The sequence below is a fragment of the Sphingopyxis terrae subsp. terrae NBRC 15098 genome (assembly GCF_001598815.1).
Taxonomy (GTDB): Bacteria; Pseudomonadota; Alphaproteobacteria; order Sphingomonadales; family Sphingomonadaceae; genus Sphingopyxis; species Sphingopyxis terrae.
The window spans coordinates 72,501-94,623 of sequence record NZ_BCZQ01000018.1 but is presented as its reverse complement, the minus strand read 5'-3'; the positions used below and the strand labels follow the sequence as shown (position 1 = coordinate 94,623).

Genomic DNA, 22,123 nt, shown 5'->3' with positions numbered 1-22,123 from the left:
ATGGATGAAGTAAAAATCAAGGATCAGGCCGCCCGCGACGCCGCGCTGCGCGTTGCCGACTATGAGCATGGCTGGTCTTCCGCCATCGAGACCGACTTCGCGCCGAAGGGGCTGACCGAGGATACGGTCCGCTTCATTTCGGCGAAGAAGAACGAGCCCGAATGGATGCTCGACTGGCGGCTCAAGGCGTTTCGTCATTGGCAGACGATGGAAACCCCCGACTGGGCGAAGCTCAACGTGCCGCCGATCGACTACCAAGATGCGTACTATTATGCGGCGCCCAAGGCGAAGCCGAAGCTCAGCAGTCTCGACGAGGTCGATCCCGAAATCCTCGAAGTCTATAAAAAGCTCGGCATCCCGATCGAGGAGCAGAAGGTGCTCGCCGGCGTCGAAGGCGCGCGCAAGGTCGCGGTCGACGCGGTGTTCGACAGCGTGAGCGTCGCGACGACTTTCCGCGAGGAGCTGAAGCGCGCCGGCGTGATCTTCCTTTCGATCTCCGAAGCGATCCGCGAATATCCCGAGCTGGTGAAGAAGTGGCTCGGCAAGGTCGTGCCGATGCACGACAATTATTTCGCGACATTGAACTGCGCGGTCTTCTCCGACGGGACGTTCGTTTATGTTCCCGAGGGCGTGCGCTGTCCGATGGAACTCAGCACCTATTTCCGCATCAATGCCGAGAATACGGGGCAGTTCGAGCGGACGCTGATTGTCGCCGACAAGGGCGCGTACGTCAGCTACCTCGAAGGCTGCACGGCGCCGATGCGCGACGAGAACCAGCTCCACGCCGCGGTGGTCGAACTGGTCGCGCTTGACGATGCCGAGATCAAATATTCGACCGTCCAGAACTGGTATCCCGGCAATGCCGAAGGCCTCGGCGGCATCTATAATTTTGTGACCAAGCGCGCGCTGTGCCAGGGCAAGCGCAGCAAGGTGTCGTGGACGCAGGTCGAGACCGGCAGCGCGATCACGTGGAAATATCCGAGTTGTGTGCTCAACGGCGACGACAGCGTCGGCGAATTTTATTCGGTCGCGGTCACCAACAATTTCCAGCAGGCCGACACCGGCACCAAGATGATCCACAATGGCAAGCGCACGCGCTCGACCATCGTCAGCAAGGGGATCAGCGCGGGCAAGTCTAACAACACCTATCGCGGCATCGTGCGGGTGGCGCCGAACGCCGAGAGCGTGCGCAACTTCACCCAGTGCGATTCCTTGCTGTTGGGCAGCACATGCGGCGCGCACACGGTGCCGTACATCGAAGTCCGCAACCCGACCGCGACCGTCGAGCATGAAGCGACGACGAGCAAGATCAGCGACGATCAGCTTTTCTACGCGATGCAGCGCGGGCTGGGACAGGAAGAAGCGGTCGCGTTGATCGTGAATGGGTTCGCGAAGGAAGTGCTGCAGCAGCTGCCGATGGAGTTCGCGGTTGAGGCGCAGAAATTGCTGGGGATCAGCCTTGAGGGGAGCGTGGGGTGACCGCCTTTCCCAACGGCATCGAAACTCGCAGCGACGCGATACGTCTGCTCAGCGCCATCGATGGCCGCGAGCAGCTCGATATGGGCGCGTGGGACATAGATGACTTCACGTCGATCCCGCATTCTGACCCTGCGATCGATCGGTGCCGTCTTCGAGTTGCAGACGAACTGATCGATCTACTTTCCTCACGAGACCAAGCGGTGCGGCAACGTATCACGCCTCTGGTTTCCGAGTTAATTGCTGAACTGGAAAACAATGCTTCGGATTGAAAACCTCCACGCCACCGTCGCCGACAAGCCGATCCTGAAGGGCCTGTCGCTCGCCATCAATGCGGGCGAGATCCATGCGATCATGGGGCCAAATGGCGCGGGTAAATCGACTTTGTCCTATGTGCTCGGCGGGCGGCCGGGGTATGAGGTGATCGAGGGATCGGCGACCTTTGAGGGACAGGATCTGCTCGATATGGAGCCGCACGAGCGCGCCGCCGCCGGCCTGTTCCTCGGTTTCCAGTATCCGGTCGAAATTCCCGGCGTGTCGAACGTCCAGTTCCTGCGCGAGGCATTGAACGCGCAGCGCAAAGCGCGCGGGCAGGACCCGCTGTCGGGCGGCGAGTTCCTTAAAGTGGCGCGCGAGAAGGCGGGGCTGCTCAAGATGGACATGGACATGCTTAAACGCCCCGTGAACGTCGGCTTTTCGGGCGGCGAGAAGAAGCGCAACGAGATGGTGCAGATGGGCATCCTCGATCCCAAGCTCGCGATTCTCGACGAGACCGACAGCGGCCTCGACATCGACGCGCTGCGCACCGTTGGCGACGGGATCAATGCGATCATGCGGCGCCCCGACAAGGCAGTGCTGCTTATCACCCACTATCAGCGGCTGCTCGATTATGTGCAGCCCGACTTCGTGCATGTGCTGGCCGGGGGACGAATCGTGAAATCGGGCGGGCCCGAGCTGGCGCTTGAGCTCGAACGCGAAGGCTATGCGGAGATCGCGGCGTGATCCTCGCTTTCGCCCTTCTGACGATTGCGCAAGCGCCCGAGCCGGTGCCGACCGACGAGGAAATCGTCGTGATCGCACAGAAGCTGAGCGGCATCGCGGTCCATGTCGGCCGTGATGCCAAGGGGCGCTATCATTGCGACCTCAGCGAAAGCAGCGGCAATGCGCGTCTCGACGCGCAGCTCTGCAAGACAAGCGCGACCTGCGTGAAGAAAGGCGCATCGAATCAGGCTGAAGTGAAGGCCTGCATCGACAAGCGAAAATCGACGTTGCTCGCGAACTTCCGCCGCGAATGGGCGGAGCGCAGGCCATGACCGCTCTCCCTAATCGCCGCGACGAAGCGTGGCGCTATAGCGACATCGACGCGGTCGCAGCAGCTTGGCCGCTGCCCGCGCCCGAAAATATCGTCGTGCCCGCAGGCGGTGACTTCATGCGCGCAATCGTGCAGGACGCGGGCGATATCCACCAGATCGAGCTGGTGCTGGGCAAGGGCGCGACTGCGTCGCTGCACGTCCTCAACATCGGCGGTGCATATGGCCGCATCGAACTCGCCGTGACGCTCCACGAAGGCGCGGACTTCAATCTCGGCGCCGCGCAGATTGGCGGCGGCGAGCAGAATCTCGAGATCGTCACCACCGTCACCCATGCCGAGCCCGGTGCGACGTCGCGGCAGATGGTGCGCTCGGTCCTCGGCGGCACCGCGACCGGCACCTATCTCGGCAAAGTTGCGGTCGCGCGTGACGCGCAGCAGACCGACAGCGAACAGGATGTGAAGGCGATGCTGCTCGACCGCAGCGCGACCGCCAACGCCAAGCCCGAACTCGAAATCTTCGCCGACGATGTGAAGTGTGCGCATGGCTGCGCGATCGGCGAGCTCGACGCGATGAGCCTTTACTATCTTCAGTCGCGCGGACTGCCGTCGGCTGAGGCGAAGAAGATCTTGCTGCAGGCTTTCGTGGCCGGCGTTTTCGATGGCGCCGAAGATGAAGCACACTTGCGGGAGCTGGCGCTGGCGAAGCTGGGGGAATTGGTGTGAGCACCGCGACCGCCCTCCGCACCTTCCCCGATGTCCGCGCCGATTTCCCCGGCCTGACGCCCGGCTGGCACTATCTCGACACCGCCGCGACCGCGCAGAAGCCGCAGGCGGTGATCGATGCGACGGTGAATGCGATGGGCCGCGACTATGCGACCGTGCACCGCGGTGTCTATGCGCGCTCGGCCGACATGACGCTCGCCTATGAGGCGGCACGGCGGCGGATCGCAGGGTTCATCCGCGCGAAGGAGGATCAGATCGCCTTCGTGCGCGGTGCGACCGAGGCGATCAACCTCGTCGCCTATTCCCACCCGCGCAAAGGCCGCGTGCTGCTGTCGATGCTCGAACATCACAGCAATATCGTGCCCTGGCAGCTCGCCGGTTGGCAGGTCGACGTGTGCCCGCTGACCGAAGACGGCTGCATCGATCTCGATGCCGCCAAAAAGATGCTGACCCCCGAACACACGATGGTCGCTTTCGCGCATGTGTCGAACGTGCTCGGCAGCCCGCTCGAGGTTGCCCGCGCCGCCGAAATCGCGCACCGCGTCGGCGCCGAACTTCTGATCGACGGCTGCCAGGCGGTGCCGCGGCTGCCGGTCGACGTCGCGGCGCTCGGCTGCGATTATTATGTGTTTTCGGGCCACAAGCTCTACGGCCCGACCGGTATCGGCGTGCTGTGGGGCGACAAGCTCGATCGCCTGCCGCCGTGGCAGGGCGGTGGGTCGATGATCGACCGGGTGACGTTCGAAAGGACGACCTACGCCCCCGCCCCGACCCGTTTCGAAGCCGGCACGCCCGCGATTGTCGAGGCGCTGGGGCTCGCGGCGGCGGTCGATTATGTCGAGACGATCGGGCTCGAGGCGATCCACGCGCATGAATGTGCGCTGGTCGGCAGTTTGCGCGAGCAGCTCGCCCGCAAGAACAGCATCACGCTGTTCGGCCCCGACCGCAGCGCCGGGATCGTCAGTTTCGCGATGGCGGGGGTTCATCCGCACGACATCGGCACTATCTTGGACGAAAGCGGGGTCGCGATCCGCGCCGGGCATCATTGCGCGCAGCCGCTGATGGCGCATCTCGGCGTACCGGCGACCGCCCGCGCGAGCTTCGGACTCTACAGCAATGCAGACGATGTGACCGCGCTGGTCGAAGGATTGGCGCGCGTCGAGAGGATTTTCGGATGAGCGAAGAAAACAGCATCAGGATCGAGGAAGTGGAAAGCGTCGCGCCGCCGCCCAAAGCGCGCGTCGAGGATGCCGAAACCGCGCCCGAGAAGCTGGAGCGCAAGCGCGATTATCTGGAGGGCTTTCTCGCCGCCAAGCCCGCAGCGGTCGATCCGCACGGCGTCGGCGGCGACCTGTACGAAGCCGTCGTCGCGGCGCTCAAGGATATTTACGATCCGGAAATTCCGGTGAATATCTATGACCTTGGCCTGATCTACAATGTCGAGATCGATGAAGGCCATGTCATCGTCACCATGACGTTGACCACCCCGCACTGCCCCGTCGCCGAATCGATGCCCGGCGAGGTCGAGCTGCGCGTCGGCGCGGTGCCCGGCGTCGGCGACGCCGAAGTGAACCTTGTCTGGGATCCGCCCTGGTCGCCCGCCAATATGAGCGACGAGGCGCGGCTCGAATTGGGAATGCTGTGATGACTGAAGCCAAGACACCCGAGAAGACGCGGACAGCCCGCCCCGCCGCCGTCACGCTGACGCCCGGCGCCGAAGCGCGCATCGCAAAGCTGATGGCGGCCGCGCCCGACGGCGCGATCGGGGTCAGGCTGTCGACGCCGCGGCGCGGCTGTTCGGGCCTTGCCTATTCGGTCGACTATGTGACTGACGAGCAGAAATTCGACGAGAAAATCGAAACGCCCGGCGGCGTGTTTTACATCGACGGCGCGTCGGTACTCTATCTGATCGGCAGCACGATGGACTGGGTGGAGGATGATTTCGCAGCGGGTTTCGTGTTCGAGAACCCCAACGCCAAGGGCGCGTGCGGCTGCGGCGAGAGCTTTACGGTCTGACGGTCGATCTTAGCTGCAGACCGTCCACCCCGCCGTCCGCGCCGCCATATCGAGGTGGAAATGGTCGGCGTGCGCCCGGTTATAATCGGGCGACAGCAGCGTACTGAACAGCCCACACGACCGATCGCGCACCGCGTGCAGGAAAGCTCCTTTCGCACCGCGATCGTCCCAGTCGGCACGCAGCGCCACACGCGTCCCGTCAGCAAGGATGAAGGCCGAAATGTCGATTGCATTGGCGGTCGAATGTTCGCTTTGCGCCTGTCGCCCGGCAATTTTGCGGCAATTATAGCTGCCCAGATTTTCAAGGCCGACAACCTTCTGTCCGAAATGCTCCTGCGCCGCGGGCTGAACCACATCGCGCGTCCATAGCGCCAGTGCCGCGGTCACGGCGCAGCCGGGTGCGGCGTTCGCGGGACGCATCGAGGGGACAAGGCGATTGCCGGCAAGGATCATGCGCTGGCTCGCACGGCATTGCCCCGCGTCGGCCGCAGGGCGCCGCGCGTATCGCTCGCCCGCGCGGTCGAACACCGAAAAACAGGCTTCATCCTCGCCAGCCAGTCCGACGAGCTTGCGATGCGTTGCCCAGCCCAGCGGCTGCGCGAGGTCGAAGGGCGCAAAGGGATCATGTTCGGGATGCGCGCGCAGCCAGCGCCAGCCGACCAGCAAGCCCGCGCTTAGCAGCGCCAGCAGCAGCAGGGACAGAATCGGCCCGCGACGGCGTGCCACGGCGGCGCTCAGGCCGCCAGCGCAACGCGCGCCGGCGCAGGGTCGTCGTCATTTGCGGCGCTATGGCTTTCGACGGGTCGGCGCACGCGGCTCGCCCGCACCCGGCGGCGGTGCAGCCGCAGCAGCGACCCGCGGACTTTCATCGCGACCCAGGCCTTCATCGACCGGACTCGCGCGAAGGCGGAGAGCGTCCAGACGGCGACGACCAGATCGACATAGGCGGTGACATCCCACGCCATCGCCACCGCCAGTTCGGCGGGCAGAGTCATCGCGAAAGCCTGGATCGACACGAGGCCGACGACGAGGAACAGGATATGCTTGCGCTCGAGCCGGCTCGCGAGATCGAGCAGTTCTTCGACGCAATGGCGGTGAAGCCAGCGCGCCGCGGGCGTGTCCGGTGCCAGCAGCATCGCCGCCACCAGCCCCGCAAGAAAAGCCGCCAATGCCATATCCTGTCCCCCTGCCTTTCGGTTGAAAGACAGAGATAGGGCGGACGGGTCGCGGCGCAAGCCGCTGAAATCGCCGGGCGAAGATCAGAGCGGGTCGAAGGTGACCGTCAGCCCGTCTTTCGGGCGCGGGATCGGCCACATGTGCCAGTCGGGGGCATAACCGTCGGCGATACGGATGCGATGCGTCGTCAGCACATGATGGAAAAAGATTTTCGCCTGCATATAGGCGAAGTGCAGCCCCAGGCACATGTGCGCGCCGCCGCCGAAGGGAACCCATGCATATTTGTGGCGGCCCCGCACCGCGTCGGGCGCGAAGCGCAGCGGGTCGAAGCGTTCGGGGTCGGGCCAATATTCGGCCATCATATGCGTATAGCTCGGGTTGATCCCGACATTGGTGCCGGCGGGAATATGGTAGCCGCCGAATTCGAAATCCCGGAGCGCGCGGCGCGGGATGGCGGGCACCGGCGGGATCAGTCGCAACGCCTCCTTGAACGCCATTTCGGTCAGTTCAAGCTCGCCGAGGCTGTTGTGCCCGACGCCCTCGCCCGCCGGCGCAACGGACAGCATTTCGTCGCGCAGCCGGTCCTGCCATTCGGGATGCCGGGCGAGCAGCCAGACGAGCGAGGTGATCGAACTGGTGATGGTGTCGTGCGCCGCCATCATCAGGAAGTTCATGTGGTCGACGATCGCCTCGACGCTGAGATATTCGCCGTCGTCGTCCTTGGCCTGACAGATTTGGGTGAAAATATCCTCGCCTTCCGATGCCCGGCGTTCGGGCACCAGTCGCGTGAAATAATCGACGAGGAATTTGCGCCCGGCGACCCCGCGGCCCATGGCGGTGAAGGGCATCGGCACGCGTATGATGCCGATCGACGCCTGCACCATGTCGACGAACGCCTTGTTGATCCGTTCCGCCTCCGGCCCCCAAGGGATGCCTAGAAAGCTCGTCGCGGCCAGATCGAGCGTCAGCTGCTTGATCGCCGGATAGAATTTGAAGCTCTTGCCGCTCCATGCGCCGATGCGGCTGCCGATACCCTCGTTCAGTGCGCCGGCATAATGCCGCATCGGTTCGGGCTTGAAGGCGACCGACAGCGTCTTGCGGTCGGCGCGATGCTTTTCGAAGTCCATCAGCATCAAGCCGCGCGGGAACAGGAGGTTGAGCACCGGCCCCCACCCCTGTTCGGACGAGAAGATCTTTTCGCGATCGAACAGCACAAGCTCGTTCGCTTCGGGCCCGACGAGCGACACGCCGCGGCCGCCGAAGCTTTTGGCGCGATAGACCTTGCCGTGCTGCGCGACCATGCGGTTGGTGAAGCCGACCGGATCCTTGAGCTGCGCCAGCGTCGTGCCGAGCACGGGAATCCCGTCGTCGCCGGGAATATGATCGAGCGCGGTCTCCGCGTTGCGCGGCATCCAGTGCGCGGTATCGGGTCCGAAGCGGCGTTCCGACCATTCGATCGTCGTGGGGGCATTCATCGCGGCAAATCCTTCATTTTGTCCGATGTCGGCGCAGACTATCGGCTTACTGACATTGTTGCAAGTAAGTCTTATTCCGGCGGCGGCGACCATTCACCGCAAATTCAACTCGCTTCGTACAGTTTCGATTCCGATATGGCGCCTCCATCGCTGCGCCAAGGAAGGATGGCATCATGCCCAACAGCCTCAAAAAGCCTCTCTCCCTCGCTCTCGGCGCCCTCGCCACCGCGACGCTCGGCGGCTGCTACTATGACGGCGATCTCTATGGCCCGAGCTATGCCTCGGCGGGGGTCTGCGCCAACGACTATTACGACTATGATCCCTATGCCTATTCGGACGGCTATAGCTACGACTGTTACGATCCGACCGATTATAGCGGCGGCTTCGTCCAGATCGGTTTCGGCGGCGGCTGGTACGACAATTATTATTACCCCGGCTACGGCATGTGGATGTTCGACAATTATCGCAACCGCTACCCGCTGCGCGGCCAGTATCTGAACTATTGGGGCGGGCGCCGCGCCTGGTGGAAGCATCGCGGCGACCGCGGCGACGGCCACTGGCAAGGCCGCCCGCCGTCGAGCGGCGGCGATCACGGCGGACGCCCCCATCGCCCCGGCGGCTGGCAGGGGCATGATCGGGACGGCGACGGCCAGCATGGGACGCGCCCGCCCGGCGGTCGGCCCGGCGCCGGTACCCCGCCGACCAGCGGCAACCCGGGACGCCCCGATCGCGGTCCGGGCGTCATCCGCCCGCGTCCGCCGGTGGGCAGCACCCCGACGCGCCCCTCAGGCGATCCCGTCACGGCGCCATCGCGGCCTACGCGCGGTCCCGGCGTCCTCCGCCCGCGGCCCGCGCCTTCGGGTGAATGGACCGGAAACCGGCAGCGCCCGTCCCCGGTCGTCAATACGCCGCCTGCAACCCGTGCGGCTCCCGCACCGCAGCGACCCGCGCCAGCCGCGCGAACGCCCCCTCCGCCGCCGCCTGCGGCAAGTGCACCGCCGGCGCGACCCTCCCGCGATGCGCCGCGCCCTAGCCGCGGCGACCGGTCGGGACACATTCGCGAAAACTGACCGATGCCGGGCTGCCAGCCCCGATCAGGCGGGTGATGGCCGCGCTTCGTCCTTCGTGCCCGCCGACACCACGGTCGCGGCGACGAGGTCGCCGATCACGTTGAGCGTCGTGCGGCACATGTCGAGGAAACGGTCGACGCCGAGCACGAGACCGATCCCTTCGGGCGGCACCCCGACCGAGGCCAGGATGAGCGCGATCACCGGCAGCGACCCCGCCGGTACCCCCGCGGTGCCGATACCGCCGAGGATGCAGACGAGCATCACCATCAGCTGCTGCTGAAGTGTCAGGTCGATGCCGAAGAATTGCGCAAGAAAGATCACGGTCACGCCTTCGAACATGGCGGTGCCGTTCTGGTTTGCGGTAGCGCCGAGCGTCAGCACGAAGCGCGCCACTTGGTCGGGCAGGCGCAGCCGGTCGTGCGCAACGCGCAGCGCGGTGGGCAGCGTCGCGTTCGACGACGATGTCGCGAAGGCCATCACGAACGCTTCCTGCGTCTGACGGAAGAAGGCCGTCGGCGACTTGTTCGCAAGCAGCCGCAACATCACCGGAAAGACGATGAACATCTGGAGCCCGAGCGCCAGCAGCACGACCCCGACATAAGCCGACAGGCGCACCATCAGATCCCAGCCGAACTGCGCGGCAAGATTGAACATGAAACAGAAGATGGCGATCGGTGCGAGGCGGATGACGAGGCCGATCAGCTTCATCGACACTTCGAACACACCCTCGATCGCGGTCTTGAGGGCCGCCGTCTGCGGCGTCCGGACAAGCATCAGGCCAATACCGAAGAAGAGCGCGAAGAACATCACGGCGAGCACATCATTCTCGCTCATCGCGCCGATGAAATTGCTCGGCACGATCGCAACGAGCGCATCCATCCCCGACTTCGCCTCGGCCGCGCGGTCGGTAATCGCCCTGGCGCCCTCCGCGCCCTCGGCGATCAGATTCCGGGCCAGCGCCGGATCGACCCCCGCCCCGGGCTGGATGAGATTGACGAGCAGCAGGCTGATCGCGACGGCAATCGACGAGACGACGACCGTGTAGAGCAGCGTCCGGATGCCCACCGATTTCAACGCCCGCATCTCGCCCATTTCGGCGACGCCGACGATCAGCGCCGACACCAGCAGCGGGATCACGAGCATGAACAGCAGGCGCAGGAAAATCTGGCCGATCGGACCGGTGACGTAAGTCGTCGCACTGTCGACCCAGCCGGCGCCCGCCGCACCATAATGCGCGGCAAGTCCGGCGATCAGGCCGCCGACGAAACCGAACAGCATACGCCATTGCAATTGCTTGGCGCGCGCCTCCTCATCCCCGCCGGGCGGGGCTTTGGTTTCGGTCATGGCTCAGCTCCTTGCGCGCCCGTGGGTGGGGGCGGCCGAAAAGCTGGGCGTCAGGCGCGGTCGGCCGGGGGCGTGGTCCTATCCTCGACCATATCTTCCTGAAGGTCCAGCCCCCGCATCCCGTGATGCGACGTATGCGCCGGTGCATGCGGACGGTCGTCGAACGCCGGATCCTCGACCTCCAGCATGCCTTCCCATTTGGTGATGACGCTGGTCGCCACCGCATTGCCGACGACGTTGGTCGCGGTGCGCCCCATGTCGAGGAACTGGTCGATCGCGAAGACGAGCGCGACGCCCTCGACCGGAAGGTCGAACATGGCGAGCGTCGCGGTGATGACGACCAGGCTGGCGCGCGGCACTGCCGCAATGCCCTTCGACGACACCATCAGGGTCAGCAGGATCAGGATCTGCGTCGTGATCGACAGTTCGATGCCATAGGCCTGCGCGATGAAGATCGTCGCGAAGCTGGCGTACATCATCGACCCGTCGAGGTTGAAGCTGTAGCCGAGCGGCAGCACGAAGCCCGAGATGCGGCGCGGCACCCCGAAGCGGTCGAGCTGTTCGAACAGCTTCGGCATCGCGGCTTCGGACGAGGCGGTCGAGAAGGCGATCAGGATCGGTTCGCGGATATAGCGGATCAGTTCGACGATCCGCTTGCCGAGGAAGATCGCCCCGATGCCGAGCAGCAGCGCCCACAGCACGACGAGCGACATGTAGAATTCGGTGAGCAGTTCGGCGTAGGTCGCAAGGATGCCGAGCCCATATTGCGCCACCACCTTGGCGAGCGCACCGAACACCGCAAGCGGCGCGAGGCGCATGACATAGCCGGTGATCTGGAGCATCAGTTCGGCAAGCGCCTCGGCCCCGCGGACGAGCGGCGCGCCCTTTTCGCCGATCGCCGACAGGCCGACGCCCGCGAACAGCGCAAAGACGAGGATCTGGAGGACGTTATTCTCGCCCATCGCGGCGACGATATTCTTGGGGAAAATATGTTCGACGAATTCGAACAGGTCGAGTTTCTTGACCTCGCCGACTTCGGCCGCCGAATGGGCGCCGACGGTCAGGTGGAGCCCGGCGCCGGGTTCGAGCACATTGACCATGATCAGCCCGAGGCTGATCGAAATCAGGCTGGCGATGATGAACCATGAAATGGCGCGGATCCCGATGCGGCCGAGCGCCGAGCTGTCGCCCATATGCGCGATGCCCGCGATCAGCGTGCCGAGGATCAGCGGCGCAACCAGCATCTTGATCAGATTGAGGAAAATATTGGCGAGCATCGAAAAGCCGCGCAGCCAATTATCGAACGCCTCGCTGCCCGCGGGCACCATAACGCGCACCAGATAGCCGGCGACGACACCCAGGACCATGCCGATCAAAATGTAGATTGTGAGGCGTTTCGCCATCAATTCGCTCCCCTGTTCCGGTCCCCGCCGAATGTAAATGGGGGGCCTAACAGCCCGGTGCCCGCGGAGCAATCGCCAGAATCTTCAGAGCCTACACAAGAAAAGTAATGGCTGCGCAGGTCGCGGCGCCAACGGCAAGCGTCAGCGGAATGCCCGCACGGAAAAAGTCGATGAAGCGGTAATTGCCCGCCGCATAGACCAGCGTGTTCGTCTGATAGCCGATAGGTGTGGCGAAGCTGGCCGATGCGGCAAACATGACCGCGATCACCAGCGGATAAGGATCGACCCCCAATTGCCGCGCCACCGCGATCGCCAGCGGCGTCACCAGAATGGCGACCGCGTTGTTGGTGACGATTTCGGTGAGCAGCACCGACAGGATATAGGTCGCAACGACCAGCCCCCACGGCGGTACGCTGCGCAGCAACGGCGTCAGTTCGCCGACGACCAGTTCGACGCTACCCGAATTTTCGAGCGCCAGCCCGACCGCGAGCATCGCGAAGATCAGGACAAGGACATTGCCATCGATCGAATCCCACGCCTCGTCGGCGTCGATGCAGCGCGTCACCAGGATCAGCCCGACCCCGATGATCGCGGCGACGCCTATGTCCATGACATTGAAGGTCGCCAGCAGGATGACGCCGACGAGCGCGCCGATGGCGATCGGCGCCTTGTTGCGGCGAAACTCGCGCTCGCTGGTCGATCCGACGCCATAGAGGTGCGGATGGCCATAGAGCTGTTCGATCTGGTCCGCCGGCCCCGTTACCAGCACGCGATCGATCGCCTGAACGCGCGCATTGGGGAGGTCGGGACCCGGCGTCTTGCGAAAGCGCGCCATGCCGAGGATGCGGACCTTGAGCGACGAGAGAAACGGTATTTCGATCAGCCGGCGACCGATCGCCGGGTGGCTGGGGGCGATCATCGCCTCGACGATCGCCTCGTCATTCTGGTCGGCATTGTCGTGCCCGGCGGTCAGGCCGATGGCGACATTCTTGTTCGCGCGCAGCGACAGGAGTTCGGCAAGCTCAAGCCGCAGGACGAGGCGGTCATCGGGTTCCAATATATCGTCGGCAAGGTTCGACCGGCGCAGCGTCGCACCGCGCTTCATCGCGACGAGCTTCACATTGGCGCGCTTGACGAAAGGAACGTCGCCGACACGCCGCCCGACCAGATTGCCGTCCTTCAGGATGCGCACTTCAGAGAGGAAGGTGCGATGTTCCTGGCTGAGCGCGATCTGCGACGGCGAATCGTCGGGCAGAAAGCGGCGCGCGATCAGCAGCAGCGCCAGCGTGCCCGAAACCCCCGCAACAAGCCCGACCGGGGTGATGGTGAAGATGCCGAAGCGATCAAGGCCATTATCCTGCGCCACCGCGGCGACGAGCAGGTTGGTCGAGGTGCCGATTAGCGTCGTCGTGCCGCCGAGGATGCAGACGAACGACAGCGGCATCAGCAGCCGCTTGGCGCTGATCCCCAGCGCGCTTGCCAGTTTGAGCATGATCGGGATCATCACGACCACGACCGGCGTGTTGTTGAGGAAGGCCGAGGCGACATAGACGCCGAGGAACATCTCCGCGAGCGCGAGCTTCGGGTGCCGCTGCGCCCGCGCGATGATGCGGTTCGCGATCGCGTCGAGCGTGCCGGTGCGCAGCAAGGCGCCCGACAGGATGAACATCGCGCCGATCGTCACCGGCGCCGAATTGGAAAAGACCGAAAAAAGATCCTTGCCTGACAGGATGCCGAGGAAAAGGAAGGTGCAGGTGCCGAGGATCGCAACGACGGTCGCCGGGAAGCGCTCCATCACGAAGCCGACGAACATCAGGGCAAGCACGACAAGGCCGATGATCGCCTGATGCTGGGCGATGAAGGCCTGCGCCGCGACGATCATTCGGCGATCATCCGCACTGCGCGCGCTGGAGCAGCTTGTGATCGGCGAGGACGAGCGCCATCATCGCTTCGACCACCGGCGCACCGCGGATGCCCACGCAGGGATCGTGGCGCCCCTTGGTGATGATGTCGGTCGCCTCGCCCGCCTTGTTCACCGTCGGCACGGGGGTCAGGATCGAACTGGTCGGCTTGAAGGCGACGCGGACGACGACGGGCTGGCCGGTCGAGATGCCGCCCGCAATGCCGCCTGCATTGTTCGACAGAAAATCGGGGCGGTTGCTGCCGTCGCTCGCGGGTCGCATCGGATCGGCATTTTCCTCGCCGCGCAGCCGCGCCGCGCCGAAGCCCGCACCGATTTCGACGCCCTTGACGGCATTGATACCCATCATCGCAGAGGCGAGGTCGGCATCGAGCTTGGCATAGACGGGCGCGCCCCAGCCGGCGGGAACGCCACTCGCCGCGCATTCGATCACCGCGCCGAGCGAGCTGCCCGACTTGCGCGCGGCGTCCATCAGCCCTTCCCAGCGCTGCGCCGCGGCCGGATCGGGACAGAAAAAGGGATTGCGATCAATCTCTTCGAGATCGAAGTTCGCCGGGTCGATCGCATCGCCGCCGATTTCGGCGACCCACGCATGGATCTGCACCTCGGGCAGGATCAGCCGCGCGACCCCGCCCGCGGCGACGCGCGCGGCGGTTTCGCGCGCGCTCGACCGTCCGCCACCGCGATAGTCACGGATGCCATATTTGGCGTCATAGGCATAATCGGCGTGGCCGGGGCGATAGGCCTGGGCAATCTCCCCATAATCCTTCGACCGCTGGTCGACATTCTCGATCATCAGGCTGATCGGCGTGCCGGTGGTCTTGCCCTCGAACACTCCCGACAGGATGCGCACCTGATCGGGCTCCTGCCGCTGCGTCGTGTGACGCGACTGGCCCGGGCGGCGCTTGTCGAGCCAAGGCTGAAGATCGGCTTCGGACAGCGCGAGGCGCGGCGGGCAGCCATCGACCACCGCGCCGAGCGCCGGCCCGTGGCTCTCACCCCAGGTGGTGAAGCGCAGAACGCGACCGAAGCTGTTGAAACTCATGTGCGCGGCGTCCTGTCCATGAACTCGATGCGGTTGCCGAAGGGATCTTCGGTGAAAAAACGGTAACGCCCATCGACGGGACTGTCATCCTTCGTCGGATGACCATGCGCCTCGACCCGTGCGCGCAACGCGTCGAGCGCGTCGGTGGCGAGCGCGACATGCGCTTTTCTGGCAGGCCGGAAATCGCCCTCGACCCCCAGATGCAATTGCCGGTCGCCAAGCGCGAACCAGCAGCCCCCGCGCGCCGCCATGTCGGCGGGCTTGGGCAATTCGGCGAGGCCGAGAAGCGCGCCATAGAAAGCGCGCGCCCGCGCTTCGCCGCCCACCGGAATGGCGATCTGGACATGATCGAGGGCAAGCGCGAAATCCATGCCCCGCCGATGGCGGGAATCGCGCCGCAATTCAAGCGCGCTCAGCCCATCCGCGCAAAGGCAGGGGCATAATCGGCCCGGCCCGCGACCGGCCAGACAGCCGCCGGATCGAGCATCATCGCCATCAGATGCTCGCCCGCGAACGGCGAAGCGAAGCGCGCCGCAAGATCGGCGAAAAAGCCGAAGCGCGTATAGTAGGCCGGATCGCCAAGCACGACGCACAACGCTATCCCCTGATCGCGCAGCGCCGCGAGTCCCCCGCGGATCAGCAGGCCGCCGACGCCCTGCCCCTGCCAATCGGGAAGCACAGCCACCGGCGCGAGTCCGGCCGCAGCAAGAGACCGGCCGTCCGCGACCACGCTCATGCGACTGAAGAGGATATGCCCGGCGACCGTACCAGCACGCTCGGCAACGAGCGAAACGAGCGCATCGCCATCGGCCTCGATCATCGCGACGAGTTCGGCCTCGCCCTGATAGCCGAAGCCGGTTGCGGTGAAAGCCTCCCGATGCACCGCCGCGATTGCCGCCGCGTCCTTGGCGCGGGCGCGGCGGACCGCGATTGCATCAGGCAAGCGCGATGTCCGGCGCGTCTTCCTGCTTCATGCCGATGGTGTGGTAGCCCGCATCGACATGATGCGTTTCGCCGGTGACGCCGCTCGACAGGTCGCTGAGCAGATAGAGTGCCGAGCCGCCGACGTCGTCGATCGTCACATTGCGGCGCAGCGGCGCGTTATATTCGTTCCACTTCAGGATCAGGCGGAAATCGCCGATCCCGCTCGCCGCCAGCGTCTTGATCGGCCCCGCCGAGATCGCGTTGACGCGAATGCCCTGCGGCCCATAATCATTGGCGAGATATTTGACACTGGTTTCAAGCGCCGACTTCGCAACGCCCATCACATTGTAATGCGGAATGACCTTTTCGGCGCCATAATAGCTGAGCGTCAGCATCGCGCCGCCCCCCTGCCCCGTTTCGGGATCATAGGGCGTCATCATCGCCGCCGCGCGCTTGGCGACCGCAGTGAAGCTGTAGACGCTGATGTTCATGGTCATCAGAAAATCTTCGAGCCCGACATCGGCATAGGCGCCGCGCAGCGCCTCTTTGTTGGTGTAGCCGATCGCGTGGACGATGAAATCGATCGTCGGCCAACGCGCCGCGAGCGTGGCAAAGGCCTGGTCGAGATTGGCCATGTCGCTGACGTCGCAATCGATCAGGAAATCGCAGCCGAGCTGGTCGGCGAGCGGCTTCACCCGCTTTTCCATCACCTCGCCCTGATAGGAAATGGCAAGTTCCGCGCCCTGCGCATGCAGGGCCTTCGCGATGCCCCAGGCAAGCGACTTGTCGTTCGCAAGCCCCATGATCAGCCCGCGCTTTCCCTTCATCAGCCCCATGTCATTCTCCGGTCTTGTCGTTACCGACCACAATATCGTCGACGCGCCCAATAGCGTCGTGGCCCAAATCCTCAACCTCGACGAGCGCTGCATTGAGTTCGGCGCCGATCACCATACCCAATCCGACGAGGTAGAAAAAGAACAGCGCGATCATGACGCCGGCAAGGCTGCCGTAGGTCGCGTCATAGCGGAACAGGCTGGCGAGCAAAGGCGGAAGCGCCAGGGTGACCGCCATCCACCACAGGGTGGTGAAGAGCGCGCCGGGCCATTTGGGAAATTGTCGCCCGCGATATTTCGACGGCGTCAGCGACAGGAAGAGAAAATAGATGGCGGCGAACAGCCCCAGCCCCGATACGCCGCGCGAAATGGCGACGACGCCCGCCGACTGATAGGCAGAGGGCAGGACGCGCTCGACGAACTGTTCGATGCCAACGATCAGCACCTGCATGCTGAACGAAATCAGCATCAGCACGACCGCACCGGTGACGATGCCGATCGACACCAGCCGATAGTGGAAAAAGCCCTTGGAAAAATGGGTGCCGTAGGCGCGGCGCAAGATGTCGCGGATCGTTTCGATCAGGCTGCCGACGGTCCACAGCGCGACGAGCGCGCCGAGCCAGAGGAAAATGCCCGTCCGCGCGCTCATTACCTCTGCGATCGGCCCCGCGAGCGCGCGCGCAACCGATGGCGGCATCGTCGAAAAGACCGCTTCGATCGCCCGCTCGCTGCCATAAGCGCCGCCCACGAGACTGAGCACCGCGGCGAGCAGGATGAAGAAGGGAAAGAGCGCGATCAGCGCAAGATAGGCAAGATTGCCAGCGTGGATGAACCCGTCGGTATAGGTGCCGACCACCACCCGGCGCGCGACACGAAAGATGCGTGTCCCGGGGCCGAGCGTTTCGCGTCCGCGTTCGATGACGCCCTGTGCCCGCCCGCGCAGGTGCATGCGCTTGGCGCGCTCGGCGCGTGCCTCGGGCGAATGGGGCGAGTGGCCTTCGGCCAGAAATTCCCTGCCGACCTCTTCGGCGACCTGACGTTCGAGCGCTGCGGCGTCTTGCTGCCCGGGACGTTCAACCACGCATCACACGCCAAGATCGGCCCGCACCGGCCGCGTGTCGGTCCAGCCTTCGAGCGCCTTTTCGAGCGCGGTGTCGCCCGAAGGAATGTCCACCATCAACCGGACGAGCTGGTCGCCGCGGCCGCCGCCCTTGCTGCTGAACCCCTTGCCCTTGAGGCGCATCACCTTGCCCGACGAGGAACCCGCGGGGATCGACAACATCACCGGTCCGTCGACGGTCGGCACCTTGATCTTCGCACCCTTGACCGCTTCGTTCAGCGTGATCGGCAAGTCGAGCCGGATATTGTCGCCCTCGCGTTCGTAGAAGGGATGATCCTTGACGCTGATCGTCACGATGCCGTCGCCATTGCCTCCGGGGCCCGGCTGCCCCTTGCCCGCAAGGCGCATCTGCGTTCCGGTTTCGACCCCGGCCGGCAGCTTGAGGTCGATGGTCTTGCCATCGGCAAGCGTAATCCGCTGCATCGCCTGGGTCGCCGCGTCGACGAACGAAACGCTCAGCCGATAGGCGACATTGGCGCCTTTTTGCGGCGGTGCGCTGCGTCCCCCGCCGAAACCAAATCCGCCGCCACCACCGCGACCGCCGAACAGGCCTTCAAATATGTCGCCAAAGTCGGCGCCCTCGCCACCAAAACCGCCGAAACCCCCCTGCGGCCCGCCGCGCGGGTCGCCCCGAAAGCCGCCGCCGCCACCGCCGAAACCGAACGGCATGGCGGGATTGCCCTCTGCATCAATTTCGCCGCGATCGAACTGCGCGCGCTTTTCCTTGTCGGACAACAGGTCATAGGCTTTCGTGACGTCGGAGAATTTCTCCGACGCCTTCGGATTTTCCTTGTTCCGGTCGGGATGCAGCTCTTTTGCAAGCTTGCGATAAGCGGATTTGATTTCCGCTTCGCTCGCGTTTTTCGCCACGCCGAGGGTGGAATAGGGATCTGCCATCTGTCTCCTGTAGCCCGATAAGTGACTGGCCGTGAAGGGCCGATTGCGCGCCATGTGGTAATGGCTGCGCAGAGGGTCAAGTTCCCGACGCTTTTGCTCGACCAGAGGCGCGACGCGGAGTATTGAGCCGGCATGACGACGACCGATCCTTTCGCGCTATTCGACCTATGGTATGGCGAGGCACGCGCGAGTGAACCCAATGACAGCAATGCGATGGCGCTGGCGACCGCGACGGCGGACGGCCATCCGTCGGTGCGGATGGTCCTGCTAAAAGGGCATGGCCCCGACGGGTTCGTCTTCTACACCAATCTCGACAGCCGCAAGGGCGGCGAGCTTGCGGCGAACCCGCATGTCGCCCTGCTCTTTCACTGGAAGTCGCTGCGCCGACAGATTCGCATCGAAGGCCCGGTATCGACCGTCGACGACGCAACCGCTGATGCCTATTTCGCGACGCGCAGCCGCGACAGCCAGCTCGGCGCCTGGGCCAGCCAGCAGTCGCGTCCGCTCGACGCGCGTGAAAGCTTCGAAAGCCGCTTTGCCGAAATGCAGGCGCGCTTCGAAGGGCAGGACGTGCCGCGTCCGCCCCGCTGGTCGGGCTGGCGCGTGACGCCCGAGCGAATCGAATTCTGGCAGGACCGGGCGCATCGCCTGCACGAACGCACGTTGTTCGTGCGCGCGGGCGATGGCTGGACGAGCGGACTGCTCTACCCATGAGCTGGCGCCGCCTGCCGATCACGCGCGTCGACGCCTTTGCCGAGCGGGCGTTCGAGGGCAATCCGGCGGCCGTCATGCCGCTTGATGAGTGGATGAGCGACGCGATGCTTCAGGCGATCGCGGCGGAGAATAATCTGTCCGAAACCGCCTTCGTCGTTCCCGACGAAACGAGCGAGGCCGATTACGAACTGCGCTGGTTCACGCCCAAGCAAGAGGTCGCTCTGTGCGGCCACGCGACGCTGGCGAGCGGACATGTGCTGCTGACCACCGCCCAGTGGCGCGGCGACATGCGTTTTCGCACGCGCCACGCGGGCATCCTCGTTGTCGCGCGCGATGACGAGGACGGATATCGCATGCGCCTGCCCGCCTATCGCCCCGAACCCAAGCCGCTGGCAAAGATCGCAGCCGCGGTCGGCGGGTCGCCGCTCGAAACGCTGTGGCATGACGGGCGCTATGCGCTGCTGGTCTATGCTGATCCGCGCGAGGTGCGCGCGCTGGCGCCCGACATGGCGGCGCTCAAGGCGCTGGGCGACGTACAGGCGATCGCCACCGCCGACGGCGCGGGCGACCCAGCAGGCGCCGATGTCGTGAGCCGCGTGTTCGTGCCAAGCGCGGGGATCGATGAAGATCCCGTCACCGGGTCGGCGCACTGCGTCCTTACCCCTTATTGGACGCGCCGACTGGCGCGCGACCGCTTTACCGCCTGGCAGGCGAGCGAGCGCGGTGGGCGAGTCGGCTGTCATATCGACGGCGATCAGGTCGAGCTTTCGGGTCGCTGCGTCACGACGCTGACCGGCGAATTCCTGCTCTGACGATCGCGGCGTAGCGCCTTAGAGCGCGGCAGTCAGATCGGCGAGATGGCGGCGGAGCGCCGGGAACTGCTTGTCCTTCGTTATGCCGAGCCGCACCATCGTGATCCGCTGAGACGGCGACACGATGATATATTGCCCCTGATGCCCGATGCAGGCGAACAGGTCGTTCGGCCCGCGATCGGGCCATAGCGCCGCCCCCACGCCCGCGGGCCGCGCCCGGTTGAGCCAGATGTGCCCGCCATAGCCGGCATCGTTGGGCGACGGCGTCAGCATGAAGCGCATCCAGGTTTCGGGGAGCAACCGCTGGCCGTTCGCAACCCCATGATTGCGCAGGAATTCGCCGAACTTCGCATAATCGCGTGCGGTTGCGTGCATGATCGATCCGCCGACCATCGTGCCATGCGCGTCGAATTCGGGGGTCAGGCTGGTCATGCCGAGCGGCTCGGTCAGGCGGCCGTGGATGAAATCGAGCATCGCGTCGCGCCGAGCGTCGGGGTTCGACGACGGGGTCAGCGCATCGGTCAGGATATCGGCAAGGATGACGCTGGTCGCCGAACTATAGTTGAAGACTTCGCCCGGTTTGGCGATCGCGGGCTTGCCCTCGGCAAAGGCGGCCATATCCTGCGCCCCCTTGCCGAACAGCATGTCGACCGTGTCGCCGCGCCAAACCGGGTCGCCTTCCTCGACATGCTCGAGGCCCGATGACATGTGCAGCAGATCCCTGAGCGTGATCGTGCCGCGCGGATCGCCGCTGCGTTGCCACGCCGCGACCGGCGCTGGGCCATCGAGCGACAATTGGCCATCGGCGACCAGAAAGCCGGTCAGCACGGCCGTAATACTCTTGGCCATCGACCAGCTGATAAGCTTGGTATCGGGGCCGAAGCCGGCGCCATAGCGTTCGTAGATCGGCTTGCCGTCGCGCAGGACCAACAGCGCGCGCGTCTCGCCGATATCGCCGGCATCGTCGAACAGCGCATCGGCCTTCGCCTTCACCACCGGATCGAGCGCCGGGAGCGCGGGCGACGCAGCGACCGGCACGACATCGTCGAGCGATGCGCCCAGCCGCGGCGCCGGTGCGGGCGGCGCCATGCTGCCCTGCCCGGCGGCGTGCGTGAGCGACCAGCCCCCCAGGAGCGCGAGCGCGGCACTTGCCAGCAGGAGTTTTTTCGTGATCATGGCTGCCCGTGAGTAACACCAACCCACCCGAAACGGCAACGGGCGAACCTGCTGCGGCGCCGACGCCGACCGGCGAGCGCCCGGAAGTGCCGCGCCGCCTGCACGGCCGCAGGCGCGGAGCGAGCCGCTGGGGCGGCTGCCTGCCATGGGCTGCGGGGTTCGGCGTCCTGTTGCTGATCTTCCTGATCTGGCAATTTCCGTCGTTCAAGGCGCAGGCCGAACTCGGCTCGGCCTATGCCGCGCGCGTCGGTTGCTCGTGCCGCTATGTCCAGGGACGCAGCCTCGACAGTTGCCAGACGGACTTCGAGCCCGGCATGGAACTGGTGTCACTCAGCGACGATCCGGCGACGAAGACGGTGACGGGCAGCGTGCCGCTGCTCGCGTCGCGCAGCGCACGCTATGCCGGTGCCAACGGCTGTTTGATCAACCCCGCACCCTGAACCGCTGTGTGATCAGCGCGAACGCCGCGGGGACGCCGAAGACGAGCAGCCACACCATCGCCTCCTCGTCCCAGCCATAGCCGGCCGAAAGCACGCCGAAGAGCAGATTGGCGACCGATACGACCAACCACAGGATCAGAAACAGCCGGGTCGCGCGGGCGGCGTCGCGAATGGACAGGCGCAGCAGGACCAGCAGGGCCAGCGCGGCGATGAGCATGATCATGGTGTGCGACATGGATTCCTCCC

26 protein-coding genes are annotated in these 22,123 nt (G+C 65.0%); 12 read left to right on the top strand and 14 right to left on the bottom strand.

Annotated elements, in window-relative coordinates; translation table 11 throughout:
- From sufB to STE01S_RS11950, 8 genes are read left to right on the top strand one after another with little or no spacing between them, the layout of a single operon-like run.
- The gene (gene sufB, locus STE01S_RS11985; RefSeq protein ID WP_062767891.1) at positions 1–1,479 is read left to right on the top strand and encodes a Fe-S cluster assembly protein SufB; all 1,479 of its coding nucleotides are present in this window, start codon (positions 1–3) and stop codon (positions 1,477–1,479) included.
- Positions 1,476–1,748, top strand: coding sequence for a hypothetical protein (locus STE01S_RS11980; protein ID WP_062767890.1), 273 nt, complete (start codon positions 1,476–1,478; stop codon positions 1,746–1,748). The genes sufB and STE01S_RS11980 overlap by 4 nt, the downstream gene beginning before the upstream one ends.
- A complete protein-coding gene (gene sufC / locus STE01S_RS11975; RefSeq protein ID WP_062767889.1) occupies positions 1,735–2,478 on the top strand; it encodes a Fe-S cluster assembly ATPase SufC in 744 nt (247 codons plus the stop codon). The genes STE01S_RS11980 and sufC overlap by 14 nt, the downstream gene beginning before the upstream one ends.
- Positions 2,475–2,789 (top strand): hypothetical protein, encoded by a 315-nt coding sequence (locus tag STE01S_RS11970; protein WP_062767887.1) that lies wholly within the window; start codon positions 2,475–2,477, stop codon positions 2,787–2,789. Before sufC ends, STE01S_RS11970 begins: the two co-directional genes overlap by 4 nt.
- On the top strand, positions 2,786–3,511 hold the full coding sequence (locus STE01S_RS11965; RefSeq protein ID WP_082813318.1) for a SufD family Fe-S cluster assembly protein: 726 nt from the start codon (positions 2,786–2,788) through the stop codon (positions 3,509–3,511). The genes STE01S_RS11970 and STE01S_RS11965 overlap by 4 nt, the downstream gene beginning before the upstream one ends.
- Positions 3,508–4,689 (top strand): aminotransferase class V-fold PLP-dependent enzyme, encoded by a 1,182-nt coding sequence (locus STE01S_RS11960; protein WP_120694183.1) that lies wholly within the window; start codon positions 3,508–3,510, stop codon positions 4,687–4,689. Before STE01S_RS11965 ends, STE01S_RS11960 begins: the two co-directional genes overlap by 4 nt.
- Positions 4,686–5,156 carry an SUF system Fe-S cluster assembly protein gene (locus tag STE01S_RS11955; protein WP_003047934.1) on the top strand — a complete coding sequence of 157 codons (471 nt, stop codon included), beginning with the start codon at positions 4,686–4,688 and terminating at the stop codon, positions 5,154–5,156. Before STE01S_RS11960 ends, STE01S_RS11955 begins: the two co-directional genes overlap by 4 nt.
- A complete protein-coding gene (locus STE01S_RS11950) occupies positions 5,156–5,527 on the top strand; it encodes a HesB/IscA family protein (protein ID WP_003047938.1) in 372 nt (123 codons plus the stop codon). The genes STE01S_RS11955 and STE01S_RS11950 overlap by 1 nt, the downstream gene beginning before the upstream one ends.
- Positions 5,528–5,536: 9 nt before the next feature.
- On the opposite strand, the gene STE01S_RS11945 is transcribed toward STE01S_RS11950, so the two are convergent.
- The 3 genes from STE01S_RS11945 to STE01S_RS11935 form a co-directional block, all read right to left on the bottom strand.
- Positions 5,537–6,253 (bottom strand): extensin-like domain-containing protein, encoded by a 717-nt coding sequence (locus STE01S_RS11945; RefSeq protein ID WP_062767883.1) that lies wholly within the window; start codon positions 6,251–6,253, stop codon positions 5,537–5,539.
- A gap of 8 nt (positions 6,254–6,261) precedes the next feature.
- Positions 6,262–6,702, bottom strand: coding sequence for a hypothetical protein (locus tag STE01S_RS11940; RefSeq protein WP_062767881.1), 441 nt, complete (start codon positions 6,700–6,702; stop codon positions 6,262–6,264).
- Between the two features lie 84 nt (positions 6,703–6,786).
- Positions 6,787–8,178 carry a cytochrome P450 gene (locus STE01S_RS11935; RefSeq protein ID WP_062767879.1) on the bottom strand — a complete coding sequence of 464 codons (1,392 nt, stop codon included), beginning with the start codon at positions 8,176–8,178 and terminating at the stop codon, positions 6,787–6,789.
- Positions 8,179–8,351: 173 nt separating this feature from the next.
- On the opposite strand from STE01S_RS11935, the gene STE01S_RS11930 reads away from it, so the two are divergent.
- Positions 8,352–9,248 carry a hypothetical protein gene (locus STE01S_RS11930; RefSeq protein WP_062767877.1) on the top strand — a complete coding sequence of 299 codons (897 nt, stop codon included), beginning with the start codon at positions 8,352–8,354 and terminating at the stop codon, positions 9,246–9,248.
- Positions 9,249–9,272: 24 nt separating this feature from the next.
- On the opposite strand, the gene STE01S_RS11925 is transcribed toward STE01S_RS11930, so the two are convergent.
- The 9 genes from STE01S_RS11925 to STE01S_RS11885 form a co-directional block, all read right to left on the bottom strand.
- Complete coding sequence (locus tag STE01S_RS11925; protein ID WP_062767875.1) at positions 9,273–10,592, bottom strand: dicarboxylate/amino acid:cation symporter; 1,320 nt, start codon at positions 10,590–10,592, stop codon at positions 9,273–9,275.
- Positions 10,593–10,642: 50 nt separating this feature from the next.
- Positions 10,643–11,995 (bottom strand): dicarboxylate/amino acid:cation symporter, encoded by a 1,353-nt coding sequence (locus tag STE01S_RS11920; protein WP_062767873.1) that lies wholly within the window; start codon positions 11,993–11,995, stop codon positions 10,643–10,645.
- 91 nt (positions 11,996–12,086) lie between these two features.
- Positions 12,087–13,877: an SLC13 family permease gene (locus STE01S_RS11915; RefSeq protein ID WP_062767871.1), complete on the bottom strand. Its 1,791-nt coding sequence runs from the start codon at positions 13,875–13,877 to the stop codon at positions 12,087–12,089.
- Positions 13,878–13,884: 7 nt separating this feature from the next.
- A complete protein-coding gene (gene aroC / locus STE01S_RS11910) occupies positions 13,885–14,961 on the bottom strand; it encodes a chorismate synthase (protein ID WP_062767869.1) in 1,077 nt (358 codons plus the stop codon).
- On the bottom strand, positions 14,958–15,332 hold the full coding sequence (locus tag STE01S_RS11905; protein WP_062767867.1) for a VOC family protein: 375 nt from the start codon (positions 15,330–15,332) through the stop codon (positions 14,958–14,960). The genes aroC and STE01S_RS11905 overlap by 4 nt, the downstream gene beginning before the upstream one ends.
- Positions 15,333–15,373: 41 nt before the next feature.
- Positions 15,374–15,904: a GNAT family N-acetyltransferase gene (locus STE01S_RS11900; RefSeq protein WP_082813315.1), complete on the bottom strand. Its 531-nt coding sequence runs from the start codon at positions 15,902–15,904 to the stop codon at positions 15,374–15,376.
- Positions 15,897–16,721, bottom strand: a complete 825-nt coding sequence (gene fabI / locus STE01S_RS11895; RefSeq protein ID WP_003047958.1) for an enoyl-ACP reductase FabI — start codon at positions 16,719–16,721, stop codon at positions 15,897–15,899. Before fabI ends, STE01S_RS11900 begins: the two co-directional genes overlap by 8 nt.
- A gap of 1 nt (position 16,722) precedes the next feature.
- Entirely contained in the window at positions 16,723–17,799 is a 1,077-nt protein-coding gene (locus STE01S_RS11890) for a YihY/virulence factor BrkB family protein (RefSeq protein WP_003047960.1), read from the bottom strand.
- 3 nt (positions 17,800–17,802) lie between these two features.
- Positions 17,803–18,735, bottom strand: coding sequence for a DnaJ C-terminal domain-containing protein (locus STE01S_RS11885; RefSeq protein WP_062767865.1), 933 nt, complete (start codon positions 18,733–18,735; stop codon positions 17,803–17,805).
- Between the two features lie 132 nt (positions 18,736–18,867).
- Between STE01S_RS11885 and pdxH the strand changes: the two genes are divergently transcribed.
- Both pdxH and STE01S_RS11875 read left to right on the top strand, forming a co-directional pair.
- Complete coding sequence (gene pdxH / locus STE01S_RS11880; RefSeq protein ID WP_003047963.1) at positions 18,868–19,449, top strand: pyridoxamine 5'-phosphate oxidase; 582 nt, start codon at positions 18,868–18,870, stop codon at positions 19,447–19,449.
- Entirely contained in the window at positions 19,446–20,261 is an 816-nt protein-coding gene (locus STE01S_RS11875; RefSeq protein ID WP_003047965.1) for a PhzF family phenazine biosynthesis protein, read from the top strand. The genes pdxH and STE01S_RS11875 overlap by 4 nt, the downstream gene beginning before the upstream one ends.
- Positions 20,262–20,279: 18 nt before the next feature.
- On the opposite strand, the gene STE01S_RS11870 is transcribed toward STE01S_RS11875, so the two are convergent.
- Positions 20,280–21,437 (bottom strand): serine hydrolase domain-containing protein, encoded by a 1,158-nt coding sequence (locus STE01S_RS11870; protein ID WP_062767863.1) that lies wholly within the window; start codon positions 21,435–21,437, stop codon positions 20,280–20,282.
- Positions 21,438–21,445: 8 nt separating this feature from the next.
- On the opposite strand from STE01S_RS11870, the gene STE01S_RS11865 reads away from it, so the two are divergent.
- Positions 21,446–21,877 carry a hypothetical protein gene (locus STE01S_RS11865; protein WP_003047970.1) on the top strand — a complete coding sequence of 144 codons (432 nt, stop codon included), beginning with the start codon at positions 21,446–21,448 and terminating at the stop codon, positions 21,875–21,877.
- Here the strand turns inward: STE01S_RS11865 and STE01S_RS11860 are convergent.
- Positions 21,861–22,112 carry a hypothetical protein gene (locus tag STE01S_RS11860; protein WP_058812769.1) on the bottom strand — a complete coding sequence of 84 codons (252 nt, stop codon included), beginning with the start codon at positions 22,110–22,112 and terminating at the stop codon, positions 21,861–21,863. The two genes, STE01S_RS11865 and STE01S_RS11860, sit on opposite strands and share 17 nt — an antisense overlap.
- Between the last annotated feature and the right edge of the window lie 11 nt (positions 22,113–22,123).

What these genes read in the sequence shown, in the direction of transcription:
- STE01S_RS11955 (WP_003047934.1), top strand. Translation starts at nt 4,686, where the DNA reads ATGAGCGAAGAAAACAGCATCAGGATCGAGGAAGTGGAAAGCGTCGCG.
- STE01S_RS11870 (WP_062767863.1), bottom strand. Translation starts at nt 21,437, where the DNA reads ATGATCACGAAAAAACTCCTGCTGGCAAGTGCCGCGCTCGCGCTCCTG.
- STE01S_RS11950 (WP_003047938.1), top strand. Translation starts at nt 5,156, where the DNA reads ATGACTGAAGCCAAGACACCCGAGAAGACGCGGACAGCCCGCCCCGCC.
- STE01S_RS11915 (WP_062767871.1), bottom strand. Translation starts at nt 13,877, where the DNA reads ATGATCGTCGCGGCGCAGGCCTTCATCGCCCAGCATCAGGCGATCATC.
- STE01S_RS11860 (WP_058812769.1), bottom strand. Translation starts at nt 22,112, where the DNA reads ATGTCGCACACCATGATCATGCTCATCGCCGCGCTGGCCCTGCTGGTC.
- STE01S_RS11885 (WP_062767865.1), bottom strand. Translation starts at nt 18,735, where the DNA reads ATGGCAGATCCCTATTCCACCCTCGGCGTGGCGAAAAACGCGAGCGAA.
- sufC (WP_062767889.1), top strand. Translation starts at nt 1,735, where the DNA reads ATGCTTCGGATTGAAAACCTCCACGCCACCGTCGCCGACAAGCCGATC.
- STE01S_RS11905 (WP_062767867.1), bottom strand. Translation starts at nt 15,332, where the DNA reads ATGGATTTCGCGCTTGCCCTCGATCATGTCCAGATCGCCATTCCGGTG.
- STE01S_RS11940 (WP_062767881.1), bottom strand. Translation starts at nt 6,702, where the DNA reads ATGGCATTGGCGGCTTTTCTTGCGGGGCTGGTGGCGGCGATGCTGCTG.
- STE01S_RS11925 (WP_062767875.1), bottom strand. Translation starts at nt 10,592, where the DNA reads ATGACCGAAACCAAAGCCCCGCCCGGCGGGGATGAGGAGGCGCGCGCC.
- STE01S_RS11875 (WP_003047965.1), top strand. Translation starts at nt 19,446, where the DNA reads ATGAGCTGGCGCCGCCTGCCGATCACGCGCGTCGACGCCTTTGCCGAG.
- aroC (WP_062767869.1), bottom strand. Translation starts at nt 14,961, where the DNA reads ATGAGTTTCAACAGCTTCGGTCGCGTTCTGCGCTTCACCACCTGGGGT.
- STE01S_RS11920 (WP_062767873.1), bottom strand. Translation starts at nt 11,995, where the DNA reads ATGGCGAAACGCCTCACAATCTACATTTTGATCGGCATGGTCCTGGGT.
- STE01S_RS11965 (WP_082813318.1), top strand. Translation starts at nt 2,786, where the DNA reads ATGACCGCTCTCCCTAATCGCCGCGACGAAGCGTGGCGCTATAGCGAC.
- sufB (WP_062767891.1), top strand. Translation starts at nt 1, where the DNA reads ATGGATGAAGTAAAAATCAAGGATCAGGCCGCCCGCGACGCCGCGCTG.
- fabI (WP_003047958.1), bottom strand. Translation starts at nt 16,721, where the DNA reads ATGGGGCTGATGAAGGGAAAGCGCGGGCTGATCATGGGGCTTGCGAAC.
- pdxH (WP_003047963.1), top strand. Translation starts at nt 18,868, where the DNA reads ATGACGACGACCGATCCTTTCGCGCTATTCGACCTATGGTATGGCGAG.
- STE01S_RS11935 (WP_062767879.1), bottom strand. Translation starts at nt 8,178, where the DNA reads ATGAATGCCCCCACGACGATCGAATGGTCGGAACGCCGCTTCGGACCC.
- STE01S_RS11930 (WP_062767877.1), top strand. Translation starts at nt 8,352, where the DNA reads ATGCCCAACAGCCTCAAAAAGCCTCTCTCCCTCGCTCTCGGCGCCCTC.